The sequence below is a fragment of the Halioglobus sp. D3-4 genome, from assembly GCF_055809315.1.
Map to the genome: position 1 here is coordinate 1,139,405 of NZ_CM147907.1, position 19,206 is coordinate 1,158,610.

Genomic DNA, 19,206 nt, shown 5'->3' on the forward strand with positions numbered 1-19,206 from the left:
AGAGCGAGCCGGCCTCGTGGCTATAGCACTGTTTCGTTCACGGCTTGTGTTAGTCCAGATAGTGCTCCAGTATACCCCGCCCCTGAAATAGCGTTTTTAGGGCACTATTGTCCGCAGCGCCGCACTGCTGTAATTCATTACGCACATGAAGGCGCGCGATATTCAGGCGCTTTTGTGTGCGCGCCCTTGTCGGACCAAAGCCGTAGTCATATTCGTAGTATTTTTCGCCGGCCAGCCCTGCGCTGATATTGGCGCTGGCGAATTTGAAGTAGCTGCTCTGTGCATAATCCAGAATCGAATCCAGAGATAGCGGTAGCTGATCGTCAGGCATCCAGTTGCGTGATGTGTAGTCAGTATCACCAAACAGTCTGTCTGTGTACGCAAACAGCATATCGCGGTATTCCCCCAGCCAACTCAGTGGCGTCGGATCGGTGATGAAGTGTGCTTTGCAGGCCCCGGCCAATGCGAAATCAGCAAGGCAGGGGCGCGCTCCCAGCAAGAAGTCATGTGTCGCGAAATGCGTGTCCAATACAGCGAGCATTCGGGTGAAATCGGCGCGAACAGGCGCTTGCTGGTCCGGGCCTACGCCATTGAACTGACAGACATTTTTGCCGAAACCGTCGTACATCATCTCGCCTATAGGCGATAGATCGCGTAATTCCTGTTCAGTGAAAGGAATCTCAATCGAACGATCCAGTACCGTGTTGGCACCAAAGCGGGGGCCAACCCAGGCCACGTTATCCGGATAGCACCAACGCGTGTGGACACAGACACGTCCCAGCCAGTGATTGAACACATCTTCGAGGATAAAGCAGCACGTGCGCTGCGCCGGGGAGGAGGGGATTACAGGTGCTGGATGAAAGCGGTCGTTGAGCAGGGGGCCAAGCGCGATGGTGTCATGTATTATCCATTTTTCCGGGGTGATTAGCGCAGGTATGAAATGCGTGCCGGTGCGCGCCTCAATCTCTGCAGTGCGCTCCTGCGTCTTGAAATGCCAATACCAGGGGATGTTCTGAAAGCGCAATTGTGCTTCCAGCTTGCGCGAGAACATGCTCAGTTCTATTCCCACCAGGCCGTAATCACCTTGGTACATATTGGTGCCCCCTCCGCGGGTATAGGCGTGTTTTGTGGATAAAAGCAGTTTCGGCTACCGCCTGTTGAAGTGAGCGTGAGAGTGTCATGCTGGCATAGGATATGTCAATATAGTGAGAGTTGGTGCACCGGATGTGTATCGGAGCGAGGTGCTCTCGCTATCTCATCTGCCTGGGCGATCGCAGCAGCACGCGTTCAGGTCTATAGTGCCAATTACTGCGATCCATTAACTGAAGAGAAGGGCGGTCATCATGGGCGATAGTCTGACAGTAAAAACCCTGGAAGTGCGCAGGGACAAGTGGCGTGAAACCCGCGTCGTGGAAGAGTCCGTGTCGACGGACCTGGGTGAGAAAGAAGCGCTGCTGCGCGTTGATCGATTTGCGCTGACAGCCAATAACATCTCCTACGCCGGCGCCGGGGACCTGCTCGGCTACTGGGGCTTCTTCCCGGCAGAAGAGGGTTGGGGGCGAATTCCCGCAATGGGCTGGGCAGAGGTTATAGCGTCCACTCATCCCGACGTCGCCGTCGGTGAGCGCGTGTGGGGTTTCTTTCCCTTTAGCACGCACCTGAAGATTCTGGTGGGCAATGTCCACGAGGACCACTTTCAGGATGTCTCTGCGCACCGAGCGGAATATGCACCGGTCTATTCTCGCTTTGATCGTGCGGCGGCCAACCCCATCTATGACATTGACAGGGAAGATCATGACAGTTTGTTACGCGGCCTGTTTATGACGTCATGGCTAGTGGAAGACTTTATGCATATGAATGGGTCTTTTGGCGCGCATTCCTGTCTGATCACCAGCGCCTCCAGTAAAACCAGTATTGCTCTGGCGCATTGCGTGAAGAAACGTGGTGAGATGCAAAGTGTCGGTCTGACCTCGCCGGGGAACGTCGCATTCTGTGAAAGCCTGGGTTATTACGACAGGGTATTGACCTACGATGCGATTTCATCGCTGGATGCTTCGCAGCCTGCCGTGATCGTTGATATGGCCGGCAGCGCCACGGTGTTGAGTGATGTCCACCATCATTTCGGTGACAATCTAAAGCACTCCTGCCAGATTGGGGCGACGCATTATGAGGAGATGGGGCCGGTGGACAACCTGCCTGGTGCTAAACCGGAGTTCTTTTTCGCGCCATCGCATATACAGACTCGCAGTGCCGACTTGGGTGCCGCGCAGTTGATGCTGAACATGGGCACAGAATATGTTGCCTTTCGTGCGGCCAGCGATAACTGGCTGACAATGGCACATAGCCGTGGCGTGGAGGCCGTCGAAGCGACGTATCAGGCAGTGCTTGCGGGTAGGGCAGATGCGAAGAGCGGGCAGATTGTGTCCATGTGGCCAGCACGATAGGCGGCGATCTGCGCACTGGTTCAAGCAATGCTAGCAGTTATCAGTGTCGGGTTACTGTCTGCAGATAGCGACATCGCCCTCAGTCGTTGCGGCGGAACTCTGCCGGGCTCTGGCCACGCCAGCGCCGGAATGCCTTGCGAAACGCCGCGGTGTCACAATAACCCAATAGAGCCGCGACGGATTCTACTGTTTGATCGGACTCGCGTAGATGCGCGACGGCCATCTCGCAGCGCAGCTTCTCTGTGATGTCCCGGTAGCTTGTGCCCTCTCGATCGAGGCGCCTTTGTAAAGTGCGTTTGGTGATAAACATCGCGCGGGCGACATCGGTTGCAGTAAGGTCGCCCATGGGAGCAGATAGCAATATTTTTTTGACGCCCGCTGCAGCGGAGCGCTCTGTGGTCGGTATAGTCTCCAGTAGTTTTCGGCAGAGGCTTTGCGCGGAAAGGTAGGCTTCGAAATTGCCGGATGCATTTGGAACCTGGGCCACGCTGGCAGGTATACGAAAAACACTGCGTTCCTGTAAGAAATGGACGCCGGAGTGCAAATAGTTCTCGTAGCTGTGATGGTAGTCCGGCGTTGGGTATGCCAGCTCAATCACAGCATCACGCATTTCTCGTCCCATCACCGATTCCACAACCGCTTGAATCATCATCGCGAAACACTCGTTCAAAATTCGCAGAATCTCTGGTTCTACGTCAATTTTAAGTTCCAGTGAGCAGTTCAACCAGTTTTCATCCACCGTGATGTGAACACGTGAAAAAGGTAGCCGCACCGGCAGAAAGTCCGCAAATGATACCAGCGCGGTCATCACGTCGGGGCTGCTTAACACGAGATAGCCCATTGGGCCATGGGAGGAGGGTTGTAGCCTTTGACCCAGGCGCAAACCAATATTGGGAGCGCCAGCCATATGCCGCGCATTCTCCAGTATACGCATCTGTTGTGACGTGCTGATGTAGCTGTCCTCCGCCGATAGCAGCAGGCTTTTTGTCAGACCGGTACCGCCAAGCAGTTTCCCCAGCTCGCGTTCTTGTAAATCCAGTTCACGGGCTATCAGGCGCGTATAGTTGCACGGTACTCGTGAAATATTCGTATTCATGTTTGTGGGTTCACTCCGGCTTGTCTCTCCCGCAATTCGACAAGCTATCTGTCATCTAATAACCCTATAGTGACACTATATAACCTCGTTGTAACGTATTCTGTCCCCAATAATGCGTCGGTACACGACAATCAGGTCATCTCAATGGATTGTTGCGATGCCAAATCTGGAGAGACACGAGATGCATAATCACAACTTCAACGCCAGTGAATGTTCCAGTCCAAGTATGATCGTCCGAAAAATGCCCTTTGTGTTTCCCGAAAGTATCGCGGCTCATTGGAACGCCCAACGGCCTGAATGGAGTCATATGGCCAGTGGTGCGTCGCTAGCCATGCCTTTTCTCGAGCCCTACCTGATTCGCACTATGCGCAAGGCCTGCGGGGTGATTGAGTCCGAGGAGTTGAAAAATGAGGTGAAGCTGTACATGGGGCAGGAGGCCCAGCACTTCCAGCAACACCGCAGGTTCAATGATATCCTGATCAGCCATTACCCCGGTTTGGCCGCAGTTGAAGCGCAGATGCAGGCCGAATTTGAGGACCTCGACCGAAAGCGTTCACTCAAATTCAATATGGCCTATGCCTGTGGCTTCGAAACGATGGCACTGGGGATAGGGCACTGGTTAGTGCGAGACAGGGAATTTCTTTTTTCCGGTTCAGATACACGCGTGGCATCGTTGATTCTCTGGCACTTCATCGAGGAGATTGAACACAAAAGTGTCGCGTTTGACGCTTATCAGGCGGTTTACGGCAATTATTTCTACAGGGTGTTTGGCACAATGTACTCCACATTCCATGTCATGAAGTTCAGTCATATGGCCTACAAAGTGATGCTCAAAAAAGATGGCTTATGGGGCAATCTTCGGTCCCGCTGGAATCTCCTGAAAATGATTACACGCTTTTTCATTAATATGGTGCCAGCAACGATGGTCGCCTGCCTGCCCGGACACCACCCCACTGATATTGCCGACCCGCAGTGGTATATCGACTGGGTGGAGGCCTACCAGAACGGTGATGCACCGCTGGCGGCATTGGACACTGATACACTCACTACGGGAGTGGTCTCATGAATACCAGTCAGGCAGTGACCCTCGCTACACCCAGCGAGGTAAAGAGGAGCCAGCGGCTATTAATCGGGCACGGCGCCCTCGTGCTGTTGTTCGGCTTTGTGATGGGTTTTGGTTTTCTGTTTTTCCTGATTGGTGAGATCAGCTTATGGCCGATTCCGGGTAAAATTGACTATCAGATGCCCGGAACTTATGACGCCTGGCGGATGGCACATATGGAAGGTATTACAAACGGTTTGATGCTGTGGATACTGGCGGCTGTGCTGCCGGTTTTGTCAGAGATAGTGAGAAAGATTTACTGGGTGGCAGTAACAATGGTTGTAGTTGCCTGGACCATTGTTCTCGCCTCCGCGATTGACCCCTTTTTTCCGCAGGCCCGGGGGCTGTCGTTTACACCACAGTCGAATTTTGCGAGTGATGTGGCATTCTTCCTTTTTTATGTCGGGATTGTTGCCGTCTGCGTGGTCATGGTTATTGTAGCGTTCAAGGCGTTTCGAAGCTCTGACTGACAATACCCACAAGCGTGGTTAGTCGAGGATATTCGCAACTCATATCCGCTGACTGCGGCGACTCCGTTTTGCTTAAGTCGGAAGAAGGTATGGCTTACCGTGCGCGAACATGGCTATAATGCCGGCCAAATCCATCTCTGTAGCCGCGAATGTCATACAGTAGTCCAACACGTTCTCGACGCTCTGCCCGTTTTTGGGTTGGCTTGGCGTTGTTGTTCATGCTGGGGGCGCAGTCGCTAGAGACTTCACACCATCACCCCGCCAATGAGTCGCTCTCCACCTGTGTGTTGTGGCATAGCGGTACCGGTGTAGCACTTCCCTCAACCATCCCGACTACTCCTGTTATCGCGGCAATTGGCATCGTGCTGATATTGCTGCATGTACAAGGGGTTTTGCCTCCTTCGCTGGTGGCTTACTCTCCACGAGGCCCACCGCGCAACTCCTGAACCCGGACAATACCGTCTAATTCAAATTCAGGAGTTACCTATGAAGCGCTATATACCGCTCTCGCTGGCTGTGGCCGTGGCGAGCACTGCGGCAGATGATCTGCCCATGGAACATGTACTGGTGACAGTACCCCTTCACAAACAGGAGGCAGAAACTGCTCTACCCGTCACTGTACTCAGCGGTGACGAATTACGCAGGGTTGCCGCAACCACTATTGGCGATACGTTGGAAGGCAATCCCGGGCTAGCCAATGCCTCATTCGGCCCCGGTGTTGGCAGGCCCGTAATTCGCGGCCAACAGGGCGCGCGCGTTATGGTGCTAAATAACAGTACATCCAGCGCTGATGTCTCGGGATTGAGTGCAGACCACGCGGTATCCGTGGAACCGATGCTGGCAGAGAGTATAGAAGTTTTGCGAGGGCCTTCAACCCTGCTGTATGGCGGGGGAGCGATCGGCGGCGTGATCAATGTCATTGACGACCGCATACCCCGCGAGGTGCCGGAGGAAACCACCGGTGGAGTAGAGTATCGCTATGACAGTGCGGCAGAGTTGAACGGTGGCGTCGTCAAATTGGACGGTGGCGTTGGCAACTGGGCATTCCATGTGGATGGTATGTACCGCGACTGGGATGATCTCAATATTCCTGGACGCGCAGTCAACGAGGCCGATGAAGACTCATCCGATGGGAAGATAGAAAATACAGGTGGTCACACGAGTAATTTCAGTTTCGGTGGAAGTTTTGTGTTTACTGACGGTTATGCCGGTTTCTCGGTGAGCCAGTTGGATAACAAGTATGGCATCCCCCCAGGAGCCCACAGTCATGGGCATGACGACGATCATGACGACGATCATGATGACGACCATGACGACGACCATGACGATGACCATGACGACGACCATGACGACGACCATGACGACGACCATGACGACGACCATGACGACGACCATGACGACGATCACGACGACGATCACGACGACGATCACGACGATGAACACGGCGACGACGTTACGATCAAAGTTGAACACACTCGCTACAATGCGATTCTGCAGCTGGATAACCCGGTAGAGATTCTGGATACCGTGCGCAGCTTTCTTACATACAACGACTATTCCCACAAAGAGATAGAGGGGAACGGGGAAGTAGGAACACGCTTTGACCGCGATACCTGGGAGGGTAGGGTAGAAGCAGTGCACCGCCCGATTGGCGGGTTTCACGGGGTCTTCGGCCTACAGGCGGTCAGCGATGATTTCAGTGCCATTGGCGAAGAGGGTTTTATTCCCACCACCGACAGTAAGGCGGTCGGCGTCTTTTTGGTAGAGGATCGCCATGTCGGAGACTGGATATTTGAAGGCGGCTTGCGCTACGACTGGACCGAACGGGATCCCGACACAACAGTGACCGGCTCGCAAGATTTTGATGCTTTCAGCGCATCTGTTTCCGCGCTATGGCAATTTGCGGAGCAGTGGCAGGCCGGATTGGCGCTGTCCAGCTCTGAACGGGCACCAACTGATGAGGAGCTATACTCGAATATCGATGCCAGCAGCCCGCACGATTATGTTATTCATGCGGCGACCAACTCGATTGAGTTGGGCGATGTCAACCTCGATACCGAGTCTTCAAATAATGCGGATTTGTCACTGCGCTGGTCGGATGGCAATAATTTTGTCCAGCTCAACGCATTCTATAACGACTTCAACGACTACATTAATTTGCGCAATACCGGTCTTGAAGAAGATGAGGTTCCGATCTATGCGTATGTGCAGGACGATGCCGAGTTCTATGGTGGTGAATTTGACAGCGAGTTCGGGCTGACGACATTCGCCGGCGGTGACTTGCGACTGGGCGTGTTCGGTGATGTTATCTACGGGCAGTTGGACGAGGGCGGTGATGTTCCGAGGTTGCCCCCGGCCCGAATCGGCAGTCGCCTGTCCTGGAGTGCGGATCGTATGGAACTCTGGACCCGTCTGCAGTATGCCGATGATCAGGACAAACCCGGCGACTTCGAACGCTCAACCCAGAGCTATACACGCTGGGATATAGGTGGCGAGTACCGCTTCCCGATCAATGACAATGAACTGATTGCGTTCTTTAAGGTGGAGAATATCGCCGATGAAGAGATACGGCTCAGCACGTCATTCCTCAGGGATGTCGCGCCAGAAGCCGGAATCTCGGTTGAACTGGGGCTTCGCTACCTGTTCTGATCCGGCGACCGATAGTCGCTGGCATGTCTGAGCGTTAAGCTCATGACATGCCCAGCGACAACAAGTTCTCTAGCGGTTGGTACAACTCTTCGAGATAGTCGATATCCTCCTGTTCCAGCCCAATGTCCGTGGCGGCCATCAGGTTCTCAAGTTGTGTGACTTTTGACACCCCCACGACTGGCGCGGTGACCGCCGGCTTGCTTAGAAGCCAGGCAATGGCGATTTGTGCGGGAGTATTTCCGTACTTCGCTGCCGTCTCAACCAGTCTATCGGCAATCAGGAAGTTGTTGTCGCCGCGATACAAGTTCTCCGTACGTTCGCGATCTGACCCGGTAGAGCGATTCGTGCTGCCCTTGTCAAAGCCACCCTGATAGGCGCCAGCCAGAATACCCCGTGCCAGTGGGGACCATGGTGTGACCCCGACACCGCTTTGCTGGCAGTACGGATTCATTTCACGTTCTTCTTCACGATAGATGAGATTGTAGTGATTCTGCATCGAAATGAAACGCGCCCAGCCGTGGCGTTCAGCGGTCATCTGCAGTTCAGTGAACTGCCAGGCAAACATACTCGAGGCGCCCAGATAAAGAACCTTGCCGGCTTTGACAAGATCGTTTAACGCTTCCAGCGTTTCCTCAATCGGTACCGGGACATGCCAGGGCAACCCATGCGGGTGTCGGTGAATGATTAACTGATCTACATGATCGAGGCCCAGCCTCTGCAGGCTGTTGTCCATACCCTCGATAATATGTTTGCGCGACAGGCCGCTCATATTTGGATTGCGACCCATGGGCATTGCCACTTTAGTGCTCAGTACGTATTCGTCACGGGGCAGCATTTCCCGCAATAGGCTCCCTACAATTTCCTCACATGCACCCAGGCCGTAGTAATCAGCACAGTCGAAATAGTAGAGACCTCCGTCTATGGCTGCCCGGAAAATTTCCTGGGACTGGTTCTTGTCCAATGTCCAGTCACCCTGATGCCCCTGTCCGGGGATGCCAAAATTCATTGTTCCCAGACAGAGACGGGAAACCTGCAGACCGCTGTTGCCTAACTGTAACGATTTGAGCATAAATGCTTCCGCTTTCAGAATCTTGTGAATATGTTCCGAGTATACCGTAGCCGCGATAATGAAGAAGCCGCAGCGGGACCATTACGTTTCTTCTACTCCCGGTGGCGGCTTATGCGCATCCCGATAGATGCGTGCTTTGTCGTTCTTTAATCCACACCAGTTGGCGATCTCAAAATTCACCAGTGTACAGAGTGTAATCAGTGCCATGTCCCAGCCAAAGGGAATTAACCCTGAACCGCCGAAGTTACCGAGCCAGGATATCAGCGTCAGGCTGGCCAGAAACGGAATCAGCCACAGCGCTTCGCGCGTATCGAATGTGTCCAGTGCTTTTCGCTCGATGACTACCCGCTTCACGAACAGCGTGACCAGGGCTGTGCACACTATCAGCAGCAGCAGCTTCATGCTGGTCCAGCCGCTCCAGTAGACTATCAGCGCTGACACGATAAAACCCAGTACTGCGATAAGGCGCGGGGCGGGGATATTGAAGCGCTGAGGTGGGTTGGGAATCTGCCTGCGCAGTGCGATCACCGCGACCGGCCCGATCGAAAAGGACACTACAATCGCTGCGGAATTAATTGCTACTATTTGCTCGAACTGCAAAGACAATAATAGCGCGAAACCGAGTACGAAGTTTAATGCCAGCGCATAGACTGGAACACTTCGCGATGAAAGGCGCTCAATGATTCTTGGAAGAAAATGGTTGCGCGACAGTGCATAGGCTAGTCGCGCATTAGACCCGGTAGCCACCAGCGCACCACCAGCGGGCCCGATCAGAGCCCCACCGAAAATAGCGGCAGTAAGCCAACTCATCCCCAGTGCCATGGATACTGCCGCCAGCGGGCCCAGCCCATGTGCTGCCTCTACATTCGCCCAACCGTTTGCCAAATCCTCCGTGGAGAGCACGCCGATGAACGAAACCTGCAGCGCCAGATAAATAAACAGCGGGATCAGTAAACCGAAAATCAATGCGAGCGGTACATTTCTGCGCGGGTTACGCGTTTCCCCGGCCATGTCTATTGCATGGCGAAACCCGATCAAAGCAAAAATAATGCCGCCGGTCGATACCGCGGACAGTATCCCGTGCCAGCCGTACGGAGCGAAGCCCGCGTTTGATGAAAAGTTCCCGGTATCGAATCGACTGGCAATAAATGTCGTTGCAATGATGATGGGTATAGCGAACTTCAACCAGGTAACTGCCGAGTTGGCACGGGCGAAAGCGGCCGCGCCTCGGGCGTTTATCACGACAAAAATTACCAGTAGCAACCCGGCAATTGAAAACCCGAGGCCGCTTAGCGAACCTGTTTTCGTATCGACTACCAGGGCGGGCCAACTGCTGGCCGCATAGCGCAGTACGACAGCAACTTCGATCGGTGCCTGGGTGCAGTAGCCGACCCAGGCGGTCCAGCCGATTACGGCAGCGGTAATGTCACCGTGTGTGTATCTGGGGATACGAGCAATGCCACCGGCAACCGGGAGGACGCTGGCAATTTCTGCGAAACTGAAGGCCAACAGCAACATTGCAATTGCGCCAATAACCCACGCTATCATGGATGCGGGACCGGCTAACTGCGCCGTCAGCAGCGGTGAAAACAACCAGCCAGATCCCAGAATACCGCCTGCAGCAATCAGCGTCAGTGGCACCAGCCCCACGGTGCGCTGCAATTCGGTTGCTTTCGAGTTGGATTCAGGCATTTGAATTACCCTATGAGTTTTCTTGTGTCTGGCTATAACCAGCGCGTCAGGCGTACACCCCTATAGTATCTAATCCAGCGGATAGTTGTACCGGTCCAGCCTATGAGTAAGTCATTCGTCAATGACCCCGGTTGATCCCGAGCCATGAAACCTTGTCAGGGGAGTCACGGCATTATCGGTCACTTCCCTAACTTACGGGGGGGCCGTGTCGTTGTGCAAAAGTGTTTAATCAGATGCGAGTATATAGCGTGTGGGTATCAAAAATTGCCCGCATCTCGTTTGACGCAAAACAATCCTCTGTCAGGAGTGAGTACTGAATGACGGCATCAAGTGAAGGTTCTGGAAGGACATTTGCCGGGAATTCTCCCAAAATTGGCAAACGTGTTTGGGTTCATAACAGCGCAGTCATCCTCGGAGATCTGACACTGGGGGATGATGTGTCCATCTGGCCCCAGGTGTCTATACGTGCAGATGTACACAGCGTACGAGTAGGTGCACGGACCAATATTCAGGATGGTTGTATTCTTCATGTCAGCCATAAAGGCGAGCAGAACCCTGAGGGCTGGCCTCTGGATATCGGCGAGGACGTGACGGTTGGCCACAATGCAGTGGTGCATGGCTGTACTGTGTCTGATCGCGTTCTGATCGGCATGGGCGCGATTTTGATGGATGGGGTAGTTGTCGAAACTGAGGTAGTCATCGCGGCGGGAGCCCTGGTGACACCCGGAAAGCTTCTTCGTTCACATTACCTGTACGCCGGGAGTCCAGCACGGGAAGTGCGCCCATTGAAGGACTCTGAGATAGCCCACTTCCGCGACAGTGCTGCTCACTACAAAGAATTGAAAGATCGATACCTCGCCGATAGCGGACAGCAAAATTCGTAGGTTCTACAAGGCAGAACTGATTTTACCCTCCCCTTAGGGTGGTTTCAATTGTTGGCAAATCGCTGAGCATGACCTTATGTACAAACACTACGCAAAGCCGCACAAGGTCTCCCGCGCACTGAATGTCGTTCGTATCGGGCAGTTTGCCGGTCCTCTGATATTTCTATTGGTGATGGTGTTGCCGGTGCCGCAGGGCTTAAGCTCAGAAGGCGTTAAGGTCGCAGCAGCGTTATTGTGGGTCGTTATCTGGTGGGGTACTGCTGCCGTGCCAATTGCAATGACGTCCCTTTTGCCGCTGATCCTTTTCCCGCTTATGTCCATCGACAGTCTGTCGACTGTCGCGCAGCGCTATGCAAGCCCAATTATTTTCCTGTTGATTGGTGGATTCATTCTGGCGCTTGCTCTGGAAAAGGCCCAGCTCCATCGCAGACTGGCGCTAATTGTGCTGCGCAAATTTACAGGATCTGCTGCATCCATTATTGGTGGTTTTATGGTTGCCACGGCAACCATGAGTATGTGGATCAGCAATACGGCGTCCACACTCATTATGTTGCCGATAGCCCTCTCTGTCGTCGCTGAGGCGAGCAGCGGCTCAACAGAACGAGGCGCAAGGCGATTTGAAGTTGCCCTGCTATTGGGAGTGGCTTTTTCCGCTAGTGTTGGCGGATTGGGAACCCTCGTGGGTTCGCCGCCAAACTTGTTGATGGCAGGTTACCTGCAGAGTGAATTCGGGATTGAAATCAGTTTCTTTGGCTGGCTGCAGTTTGGCCTGCCCATTGTGGTGATACTGCTACCTGTTATTTGGCTGTCGTTGACCCGGCTCAGTTTCCCCATCGCTGAAAGAGATCTTAATATCACTGCTGCGCGTTCAAATATCGATGAGAGCTACCGCGGTTTGGGAGAAATGGCATCCCGTGAAAAACGCGTTGCCCTTGTGTTCGGTGCAGTCGCACTTTGCTGGATTACGCGCCCGTTTCTGCAAGAGATCCCCGGCCTGACACAGCTAAGCGATACGGCCATCGCCCTCATAGGTGCCATAGTTCTTTTCATTGTGCCCTGCGGGCAGGGTGGCCGTTTAATGGATTGGCCCACAGCTGAGAAGCTGCCGTGGAACGTTATATTACTTTATGGCGGAGGTATGGCGTTGGCGGGGGCTATGACCAGCAGTGGGTTGACGAGCTGGCTGGTAGCCCAGGTTGTCGAATCGGGCAACTGGCAGCTCTTCCCCCTGTTGCTATGTGTGACTGCCTTTACCCTGGTGTTGACTGAGTTGACAAATAACTCCGCCGCGCTGGCAACCCTTCTACCGGTACTGGCCGCTGTCACACTCGCGCAGGACTATCCGCTACTGACACTGATCATTCCTGCCACACTGGCGACGAGTTGCGCTTTCATGCTGCCCATTGCCACTCCGCCGAATGCGATAGTGTTTGCTACAGGGAAGATTAGCATTGCTCAAATGGCCTCCGCAGGACTCCTGCTCAATTTCCTGAGTGTATGGATCATCGGAGTACTTTCGTTCTACCTATTGTCTTGATATTAGAAAAGGATTAACACCAATGACAGAAATGCCGCTTAACAATAAGGTCGCGCTTGTTACCGGAGGGTCATCTGGAATTGGCGCAGCGACAGCGCGGTTACTCGCCAGAGAGGGAGCCACTGTGGCCGTGGTGGCGAGTGCTGATCGTTCCAAGGCACAGGCTGTGGTGGATGAGATATCTGACCGGGGAGGACGCGCGCATGCCTTCACTTGCGATGTGGCGTCTATAGCGGAGATCGAAGCGCTGGTTGGCGATATCCAGAACGCTCTGGGAGGAATCGATATCCTGGTGAACTGTGCCGGTGTGTTTCACCCCACCGCACTAGGTAAAACCACGGAGTCAGAATTTGACCAGATGGTAGCCATCAATCTGAAGGGACTGTTTTTTATGATTGATCGCGTTGCGCCGATAATGATCGCGAAGCAGGAGGGCAAGATCATCAACCTTTCCTCTGTCGCAGCTTATGTGGGGTCCGCGCAGTATGGCTTGTATAGCGCAGTTAAAGCCGGCGTAGTTGCATTGACCAAATCTTTTGCCCTGCAGTTGGCGCCACACAATATCAACGTCAATGCCGTAGCACCGGGTAATACGGCCACACCTATTAACGCAGATATTCGCAGCGAGCCGGAGTTTGCCGAGCGGCGGGCTATGATCGAACGAACAACGCCGAGCCAGCGACTTTTTTCCGAGCCGGAGGATATCGCGGAAACAGTTTTGTTTCTGGCTACTGCGCGCAGTCGTGCGATGCACGGCAGTACCCTACTAGCGGACGAAGGCAGATCGGCAGGCTTGTAATATGAATTTTACTGATAAAGTTATCCTCACATGTGCCGTCACCGGCGGAATGTCCTTCAACAGAGCTCACCCCCATGTTCCGATTACGCCTGAGGAGATTGCAAACAGTGCCCTGGGTGCAGCAAAGGCGGGAGCCAGCGTCGTGCATATACACGTACGTGACCCCGAAACAGGAGAAGGAAGTCAGGATCCGAAACTCTACAAGGAGGTTGTAGACAGAATTCGTGATAGCAGTATAGACGTTGTGATAAACCTCACCTGTGGAGGCAACGCGAGGTTCTATCCAGACCCCGCCGATGAGAGCCGGGCGGGGCCCGGCACCAATGTGAAGAATGTTGAGCAACGCACTATCCATATCGTTGAGAACCGCCCCGAGTTGGCCTCCTTGGATGTCACCACAGCAAACCAGGGTGATGGTGATGAGGAGTTCGTGTATCTCAATACAACCCGTACCTTGCGTACCATGGCTAGTGTATTCCGCGATGCCGGCGTCAAGCCGGAGATGGAGGCCTTCCAGGCGGGAGATATCCTGTTTGCGAATTCGATGGTTGACGACGGCTTGATCGAAGGTATACCGCTTTACCAGTTTGTTCTCGGTGTGAAATGGGGCGCTCCCTGTGACACAGAAACGATGCTATACATGCGCAACCTTTTGCCCACAGGTGCCAGTTGGGCGGGGTTTGGGATCGCTCGTATGCAGATGCCTATGGTCGCACAAGCGATTTTACTGGGAGGCAATGTCAGGGTAGGTCTGGAAGACAACCTGTATCTCAGTCGAGGTGTCTTTGCGACCAATGAACAGTTGGTGCAACGCGCCGTGGATATTATCCATGCGTTGGGTAAGAGCGTTGCAACCCCGCAGGAGTGCCGTGATCAGTTTGGATTAAGGAAGTTGCCGGCGTGAGGTTTGCAACTGACACAGGAGGCACGTTTACAGATCTGGTGGTCGAGGGAGCTTCAGGACGGTTAACAATCCACAAGGTGTTAACCAACTATCAGGACCCGGTAGCAGGCATTCTCCTGGCTCTACAGCAGGCGGCTGATGCACGCCAGCAGACGCTTGAATCCTTGCTTGAAGAGGGCGAGGTATTTATTCACGGCACTACACATGCTCTGAATGCATTGATTACCGGCAACGCCGCCAAAACGGCTTTACTTACAACTGCCGGTCATCCCGATATTTTGACGCTGAGAGAGGGCGGAAGAGAGGACCCATTTGATCACGCCACAGCCTATCCGTTACCGCTGGTACCCCGCGCTCTCACTCTGGAGGTAAACGAACGAGTCTCGGCGTCTGGTGAGGTGCTGGTAGCACTGCAGGACAGCGAAATTCTGTCGTTGATTGAAAATCTCAAGACACTGAAAGTCGAGGCGGTTGCCGTTTGCCTTCTCTGGTCAATAAGCAATGCAGCGCATGAACGCAGGATAGGCGAACTTTTAGCCGAGCATCTGCCTGATATACCGTTCACACTGTCGCATGAGCTCAACCCCGTCGTACGCGAGTACCGGCGTGCATCATCTGCTTGTATTGATGCGTCGCTCAAGCCGCTGGTCGCTTCGTACCTTGGGAACCTGGAAATTCGACTGAAACAGGCAGGGTTCCGGGGCAGGGTGCTTATCATCAGTTCCCAGGGAGGCCTGCTCGACGTGAAGGATGTGGCCAATGCCCCCATCCACGTTTTGAACTCGGGTCCTTCAATGGCACCAATCGCAGGGCGCTCTGTGTCCGGCGAAGCCAACGTGATTATTGCAGATACCGGCGGTACCACTTTCGATATCAGTATTGTCAGGGACGGCCAGATTCCACTGTCCAGGGAGATGTGGATTGGTAAACCCTACACTGGCCATATGACGGGTTTTCCCTCCGTTGATATAAAGAGTATCGGCTCAGGTGGCGGCAGTATTGCCTATGTAGATTCAGGTGGAGTGCTGCATGTGGGGCCGCAGAGTCAGGGGTCTGAACCTGGCCCGGCCTGTTATGCCAAAGGAGGCGCTGAAGCTACATTTACAGATGCCTGCCTGGTTCTCGGATATCTGGATGCGGACAACTTTCTTGGTGGCAATATCAAGCTCGATCTGAGTGCCGCCCGTGATGCAATCGACAAAAAAGTTGCTACCCCATTGGGTATCTCTGTTGTTGAAGCGGCCGTTGCAATTTGCGAAGTCTCGACCGAAAAGATGTGCCAGGCAATCTATGACTTTGCCAGTGGCTACGGAGTAGACCCGCTCAACGCAGTGTTGATTGGTGGTGGCGGCGCGGCAGGGTTGAACGCAGCTGCAGTGGGGAAGCGCTTGGGATGTACAAAGGTCATCATCCCTGAGGTGGGCGCGACAATGAGTGCGGCTGGAGCGTTGGTGACTGACATCAGTCGTGAGTTTCGCGTGGCGCTGGCAGCGAGCACAGCGCAGTTCAGTATTGAGCGAGTCAATGCCGTACTGCTCGATTTGGCTGAACGTTGTTGGGAGTTCGTCGCCAGAGTTGGCAGTCCCGAAACAAGTTCACGCGTATCAATGCATATAGAGGCACACTATGAGAATCAGGCTTGGGATATTGAGGTGCCATTGCCCTGTTCGAACTTCCAGAACCAAAGCGATGTGAACGCACTGATTGAGGCTTTTCACTGTGAACATAAACGCCTGTTTCAGTACAGTGATTATCGCTCCAGTATCGAGATCAGCAACTGGATCGGGCGGGTTGAATGTGGCGTTGCCGCAGATAGCCTGGGACCTCTTGAATCCAGAGCCAACGGAGTTGTTGAACCGACCACCCGTACCTGCATCTTCAGCACCCTTGGCGCCGTGCAGGCTAACATTCATGCTTGGGACACACTGCAGGCAGACACCGTCTGGCACGGGCCCGCGGTTGTCGAATCAGCTTTTACATCTGTAGTGATTGGTCCTGAAGATTCGTTTTCCCGCAATGCCAGCGGTCATCTGGAGGTGTGGTCGTGAATAGCTGTGTAGAAAGTCCTACGCTCAATGGTGCCAGGCTTGCGGTGATTAATGCGCGACTCGAGGGCGTTGTGCGGAATATGGCCAGTACGTTGTTGCGTACCGGGCGCTCTGGAGTACTCAACCGAGCGAGAGACTTTTCCTGTTGCATTGTAACGCATCGCAATGAGTTGCTCTGTGCCGCTGAAAGTTTGCCAATTCATGTTTTGCGTGGTCCGGATATGATGGCCGCCAGCATGGTTGATTATCACCCCGAGTTACGGCCCGGTGATGCCTTCCTTCACAACTGCCCCTACCACGGTTGCTCTCATCCCGCTGATCACACCATTTTGGTGCCAGTATTTGATAGTAATGCGACACATCGATATACCGTGGTGGTAAAGGCACACCAGGCGGACATAGGAAACTCGCAACCGACGACGTATTTTGGTGAGGCGCGCGACGTCTATGAAGAGGGGGCCCTGATATTTCCTGCGGTTCAGGTACAGCGAAACTATCGAGACATCGACGATATTGTGCGTATGTGCATGACACGTATTCGTGTTCCCGAACAGTGGCGAGGCGACTTCATGGCCATGTTGGGAGCGGCTCGTACCGGTGAGAAGGCCTTGATGGCGCTAGGTGAGGAGTACGGCTGGGATGTTCTGGAGTCATTCAATACCCAATGGTTTGACTACTCTGAACAATGCATGGAGCAGGCAATCTTGAAGCTGCCAGCTGGCAGTGCGAGAGCGACCAGTACTCACGATGCTATTCCCGGTGTGTGTGAAAAAGCGATCACGGTGGCCGCAGAAGTTCGTATCGACAATGACATGGGACAGGTAAGCGTCGATCTGACGGACAATGTGGATTGCCAGCCAAACGGGCTAAATGTATCAGAAGCCTGTGTCCACACCTCTGCGATGATCGGCATATTTAATTGTATAGATTCTACTGTACCCAAAAATGCGGGTTCATTTCGGCGCATTCACCTCGTCCTGCGCCAGGGCTGTATTGTCGGTATACCGACGCACCCGCATAGTTGTTCTGCTGCTACAACCAATATTGCAGATCGTATTGCCAATGCGGTACAGCTTGGGATTTCAGAAATCGGGGAAAATGTTGGTATGGCGGAAATAGGCGCAAACCTTCCCGCCTGTCGCGGTGTGTTCTCCGGGCGCGACCCGAACACAGGAAAAGACTTTGTTAACCAGGTGTTTCTCGGGAGTTCAGGGGGAGCGGGTACACCCTGTGCCGACGGTTGGCTGCACTATTCGCATGCGGGAAATGGCGGTATGGGCTACCTTGATAGTATTGAGCAGGCAGAACAGTATCAGCCGCTGTTGGTTCGAAGCCGTTATCTCATTCAAGACAGTGAAGGAGCGGGCAAGCACCGAGGTGCTCCTGGCAAGTATATCGAGTTCGAAACGACAGCTCCCGAGTTGCAGATCGCCTATCTCACGGATGGCCTTCAGAACCCGCCGCAGGGTGTAAATGGCGGGCTTGGTGCACGCGCCGGGCGCCAGTGCATCAGGCACGCTGACGGCCGGGAGGAGGCCCTGCCACAGTACGGCATACTGTCGTTGCGTCCGGGTCAGGCTCTGGTCTCTATTACCAGTGGCGGAGGTGGTTATGGCGATCCTGCCAGTAGAGAACGCGCCAAGACTATAGCCGATGTGAGGGAAGGGGTAATTTCAAGGCAACGCGCGATAGACGTGTATGGAGTCGACTGTGATGAATAGCACGCTCAAGGTGATAGTGACAGCAGGCGCTTCCGGTATCGGGCGTGCGATAGCCCAGATCTTCCATCACGCTGGACATCACGTTTTCATATGCGATATCGACAAAGTTGCTCTACACGCTACATTGGGCGAGTTTAGCGGTATGCAAGGTAGTGAAACCAATGTGGGGAATTCACACGAAGTCAATGCGATGTTTGATCAGGTGATAGCGTTGTACGGCGGAGTGGATGTTCTGGTCAATAATGCCGGGCTGGGTGGTCCACGCGCGCCGCTCGATGAAATCAGTGACGACGCATGGCAGCAGACACTCGACGTTAACCTCAATGGTACGTTTTACTGCATGCGCGCCGCAGCCCGAGTGATGAAACCACAGGGCAGCGGCTGCATTGTCAATATTTCCAGTGCATCGGCCAGAACCGGTTTGCCTTTGCGCGCTGCCTACGTGACTTCCAAACAGGCTGTTCAAGGTCTAACCTCGAACTGCGCGCGTGAGCTAGGTCCTTACAATATCAGCTGCAACGCAATTCTCCCCGGGGCGATAGACAACGAACGCGGTCACGCGCTGGTTCGATCCCGAGCACAGGAACAGGGGATTTCAATGGAGCAAGCGGAGCAACAGCGATTGATGTACATCTCTATGCGGCGGCGAATAGATCCGCGTGAAATCGGTGAGACAGCGCTCTTTCTTGCAACAAATGGGCGCAGTATCAGTGGGCAAATGATCGGCGTCTGCGGGAATTCAGAATGGGAGGCCCCTTAGTTAGCGATGAGCTCGGGATTCTACCGGGAGG

Annotated in this window: 15 protein-coding genes; 11 read left to right on the forward strand and 4 right to left on the reverse strand. The window is 53.9% G+C overall.

What is annotated here, in order from left to right; genetic code table 11:
* Window positions 1-49: 49 nt before the first annotated feature.
* Window positions 50-1,093: a glutathione S-transferase C-terminal domain-containing protein gene (locus tag AC0L6S_RS04895; protein WP_473427305.1), complete on the reverse strand. Its 1,044-nt coding sequence runs from the start codon at window positions 1,091-1,093 to the stop codon at window positions 50-52.
* Window positions 1,094-1,343: 250 nt separating this feature from the next.
* Here AC0L6S_RS04895 and AC0L6S_RS04900 point away from each other — a divergent pair, with 250 nt between their 5' ends.
* Window positions 1,344-2,444 carry a DUF2855 family protein gene (locus AC0L6S_RS04900; RefSeq protein WP_473427306.1) on the forward strand — a complete coding sequence of 367 codons (1,101 nt, stop codon included), beginning with the start codon at window positions 1,344-1,346 and terminating at the stop codon, window positions 2,442-2,444.
* A 79-nt stretch (window positions 2,445-2,523) separates the two neighbouring features.
* On the opposite strand, the gene AC0L6S_RS04905 is transcribed toward AC0L6S_RS04900, so the two are convergent.
* A complete protein-coding gene (locus tag AC0L6S_RS04905; protein WP_473427307.1) occupies window positions 2,524-3,540 on the reverse strand; it encodes an AraC family transcriptional regulator in 1,017 nt (338 codons plus the stop codon).
* 181 nt (window positions 3,541-3,721) lie between these two features.
* Here AC0L6S_RS04905 and AC0L6S_RS04910 point away from each other — a divergent pair, with 181 nt between their 5' ends.
* The 3 genes from AC0L6S_RS04910 (at window position 3,722) to AC0L6S_RS04920 (ending at window position 7,761) form a co-directional block, all read left to right on the forward strand.
* Complete coding sequence (locus AC0L6S_RS04910) at window positions 3,722-4,606, forward strand: metal-dependent hydrolase (RefSeq protein WP_473427308.1); 885 nt, start codon at window positions 3,722-3,724, stop codon at window positions 4,604-4,606.
* Entirely contained in the window at window positions 4,603-5,112 is a 510-nt protein-coding gene (locus tag AC0L6S_RS04915; RefSeq protein ID WP_473427310.1) for a styrene oxide isomerase, read from the forward strand. The genes AC0L6S_RS04910 and AC0L6S_RS04915 overlap by 4 nt, the downstream gene beginning before the upstream one ends.
* Before the next feature lie 486 nt (window positions 5,113-5,598).
* Entirely contained in the window at window positions 5,599-7,761 is a 2,163-nt protein-coding gene (locus tag AC0L6S_RS04920) for a TonB-dependent receptor (protein WP_473427311.1), read from the forward strand.
* A 40-nt stretch (window positions 7,762-7,801) separates the two neighbouring features.
* Here AC0L6S_RS04920 and AC0L6S_RS04925 read toward each other — a convergent pair whose 3' ends face one another.
* A complete protein-coding gene (locus AC0L6S_RS04925; RefSeq protein ID WP_473427312.1) occupies window positions 7,802-8,830 on the reverse strand; it encodes an aldo/keto reductase in 1,029 nt (342 codons plus the stop codon).
* 81 nt (window positions 8,831-8,911) lie between these two features.
* The gene (locus tag AC0L6S_RS04930; protein WP_473427314.1) at window positions 8,912-10,522 is read right to left on the reverse strand and encodes an APC family permease; all 1,611 of its coding nucleotides are present in this window, start codon (window positions 10,520-10,522) and stop codon (window positions 8,912-8,914) included.
* Window positions 10,523-10,839: 317 nt separating this feature from the next.
* Between AC0L6S_RS04930 and AC0L6S_RS04935 the strand changes: the two genes are divergently transcribed.
* From AC0L6S_RS04935 to AC0L6S_RS04965, 7 genes are all read left to right on the forward strand, one after another.
* Window positions 10,840-11,406, forward strand: coding sequence for a gamma carbonic anhydrase family protein (locus AC0L6S_RS04935; protein WP_473427315.1), 567 nt, complete (start codon window positions 10,840-10,842; stop codon window positions 11,404-11,406).
* Window positions 11,407-11,482: 76 nt separating this feature from the next.
* The gene (locus AC0L6S_RS04940) at window positions 11,483-12,943 is read left to right on the forward strand and encodes an SLC13 family permease (RefSeq protein WP_473427316.1); all 1,461 of its coding nucleotides are present in this window, start codon (window positions 11,483-11,485) and stop codon (window positions 12,941-12,943) included.
* A gap of 22 nt (window positions 12,944-12,965) precedes the next feature.
* On the forward strand, window positions 12,966-13,742 hold the full coding sequence (locus AC0L6S_RS04945; RefSeq protein WP_473427317.1) for an SDR family NAD(P)-dependent oxidoreductase: 777 nt from the start codon (window positions 12,966-12,968) through the stop codon (window positions 13,740-13,742).
* A gap of 1 nt (window position 13,743) precedes the next feature.
* Entirely contained in the window at window positions 13,744-14,646 is a 903-nt protein-coding gene (locus AC0L6S_RS04950; RefSeq protein ID WP_473427318.1) for a beta-keto acid cleavage family enzyme, read from the forward strand.
* Window positions 14,643-16,694, forward strand: coding sequence for a hydantoinase/oxoprolinase family protein (locus AC0L6S_RS04955; RefSeq protein WP_473427319.1), 2,052 nt, complete (start codon window positions 14,643-14,645; stop codon window positions 16,692-16,694). The genes AC0L6S_RS04950 and AC0L6S_RS04955 overlap by 4 nt, the downstream gene beginning before the upstream one ends.
* Complete coding sequence (locus AC0L6S_RS04960) at window positions 16,691-18,415, forward strand: hydantoinase B/oxoprolinase family protein (RefSeq protein WP_473427320.1); 1,725 nt, start codon at window positions 16,691-16,693, stop codon at window positions 18,413-18,415. The genes AC0L6S_RS04955 and AC0L6S_RS04960 overlap by 4 nt, the downstream gene beginning before the upstream one ends.
* Window positions 18,408-19,175: an SDR family oxidoreductase gene (locus AC0L6S_RS04965; protein ID WP_473428547.1), complete on the forward strand. Its 768-nt coding sequence runs from the start codon at window positions 18,408-18,410 to the stop codon at window positions 19,173-19,175. The genes AC0L6S_RS04960 and AC0L6S_RS04965 overlap by 8 nt, the downstream gene beginning before the upstream one ends.
* Window positions 19,176-19,206: the final 31 nt, after the last annotated feature.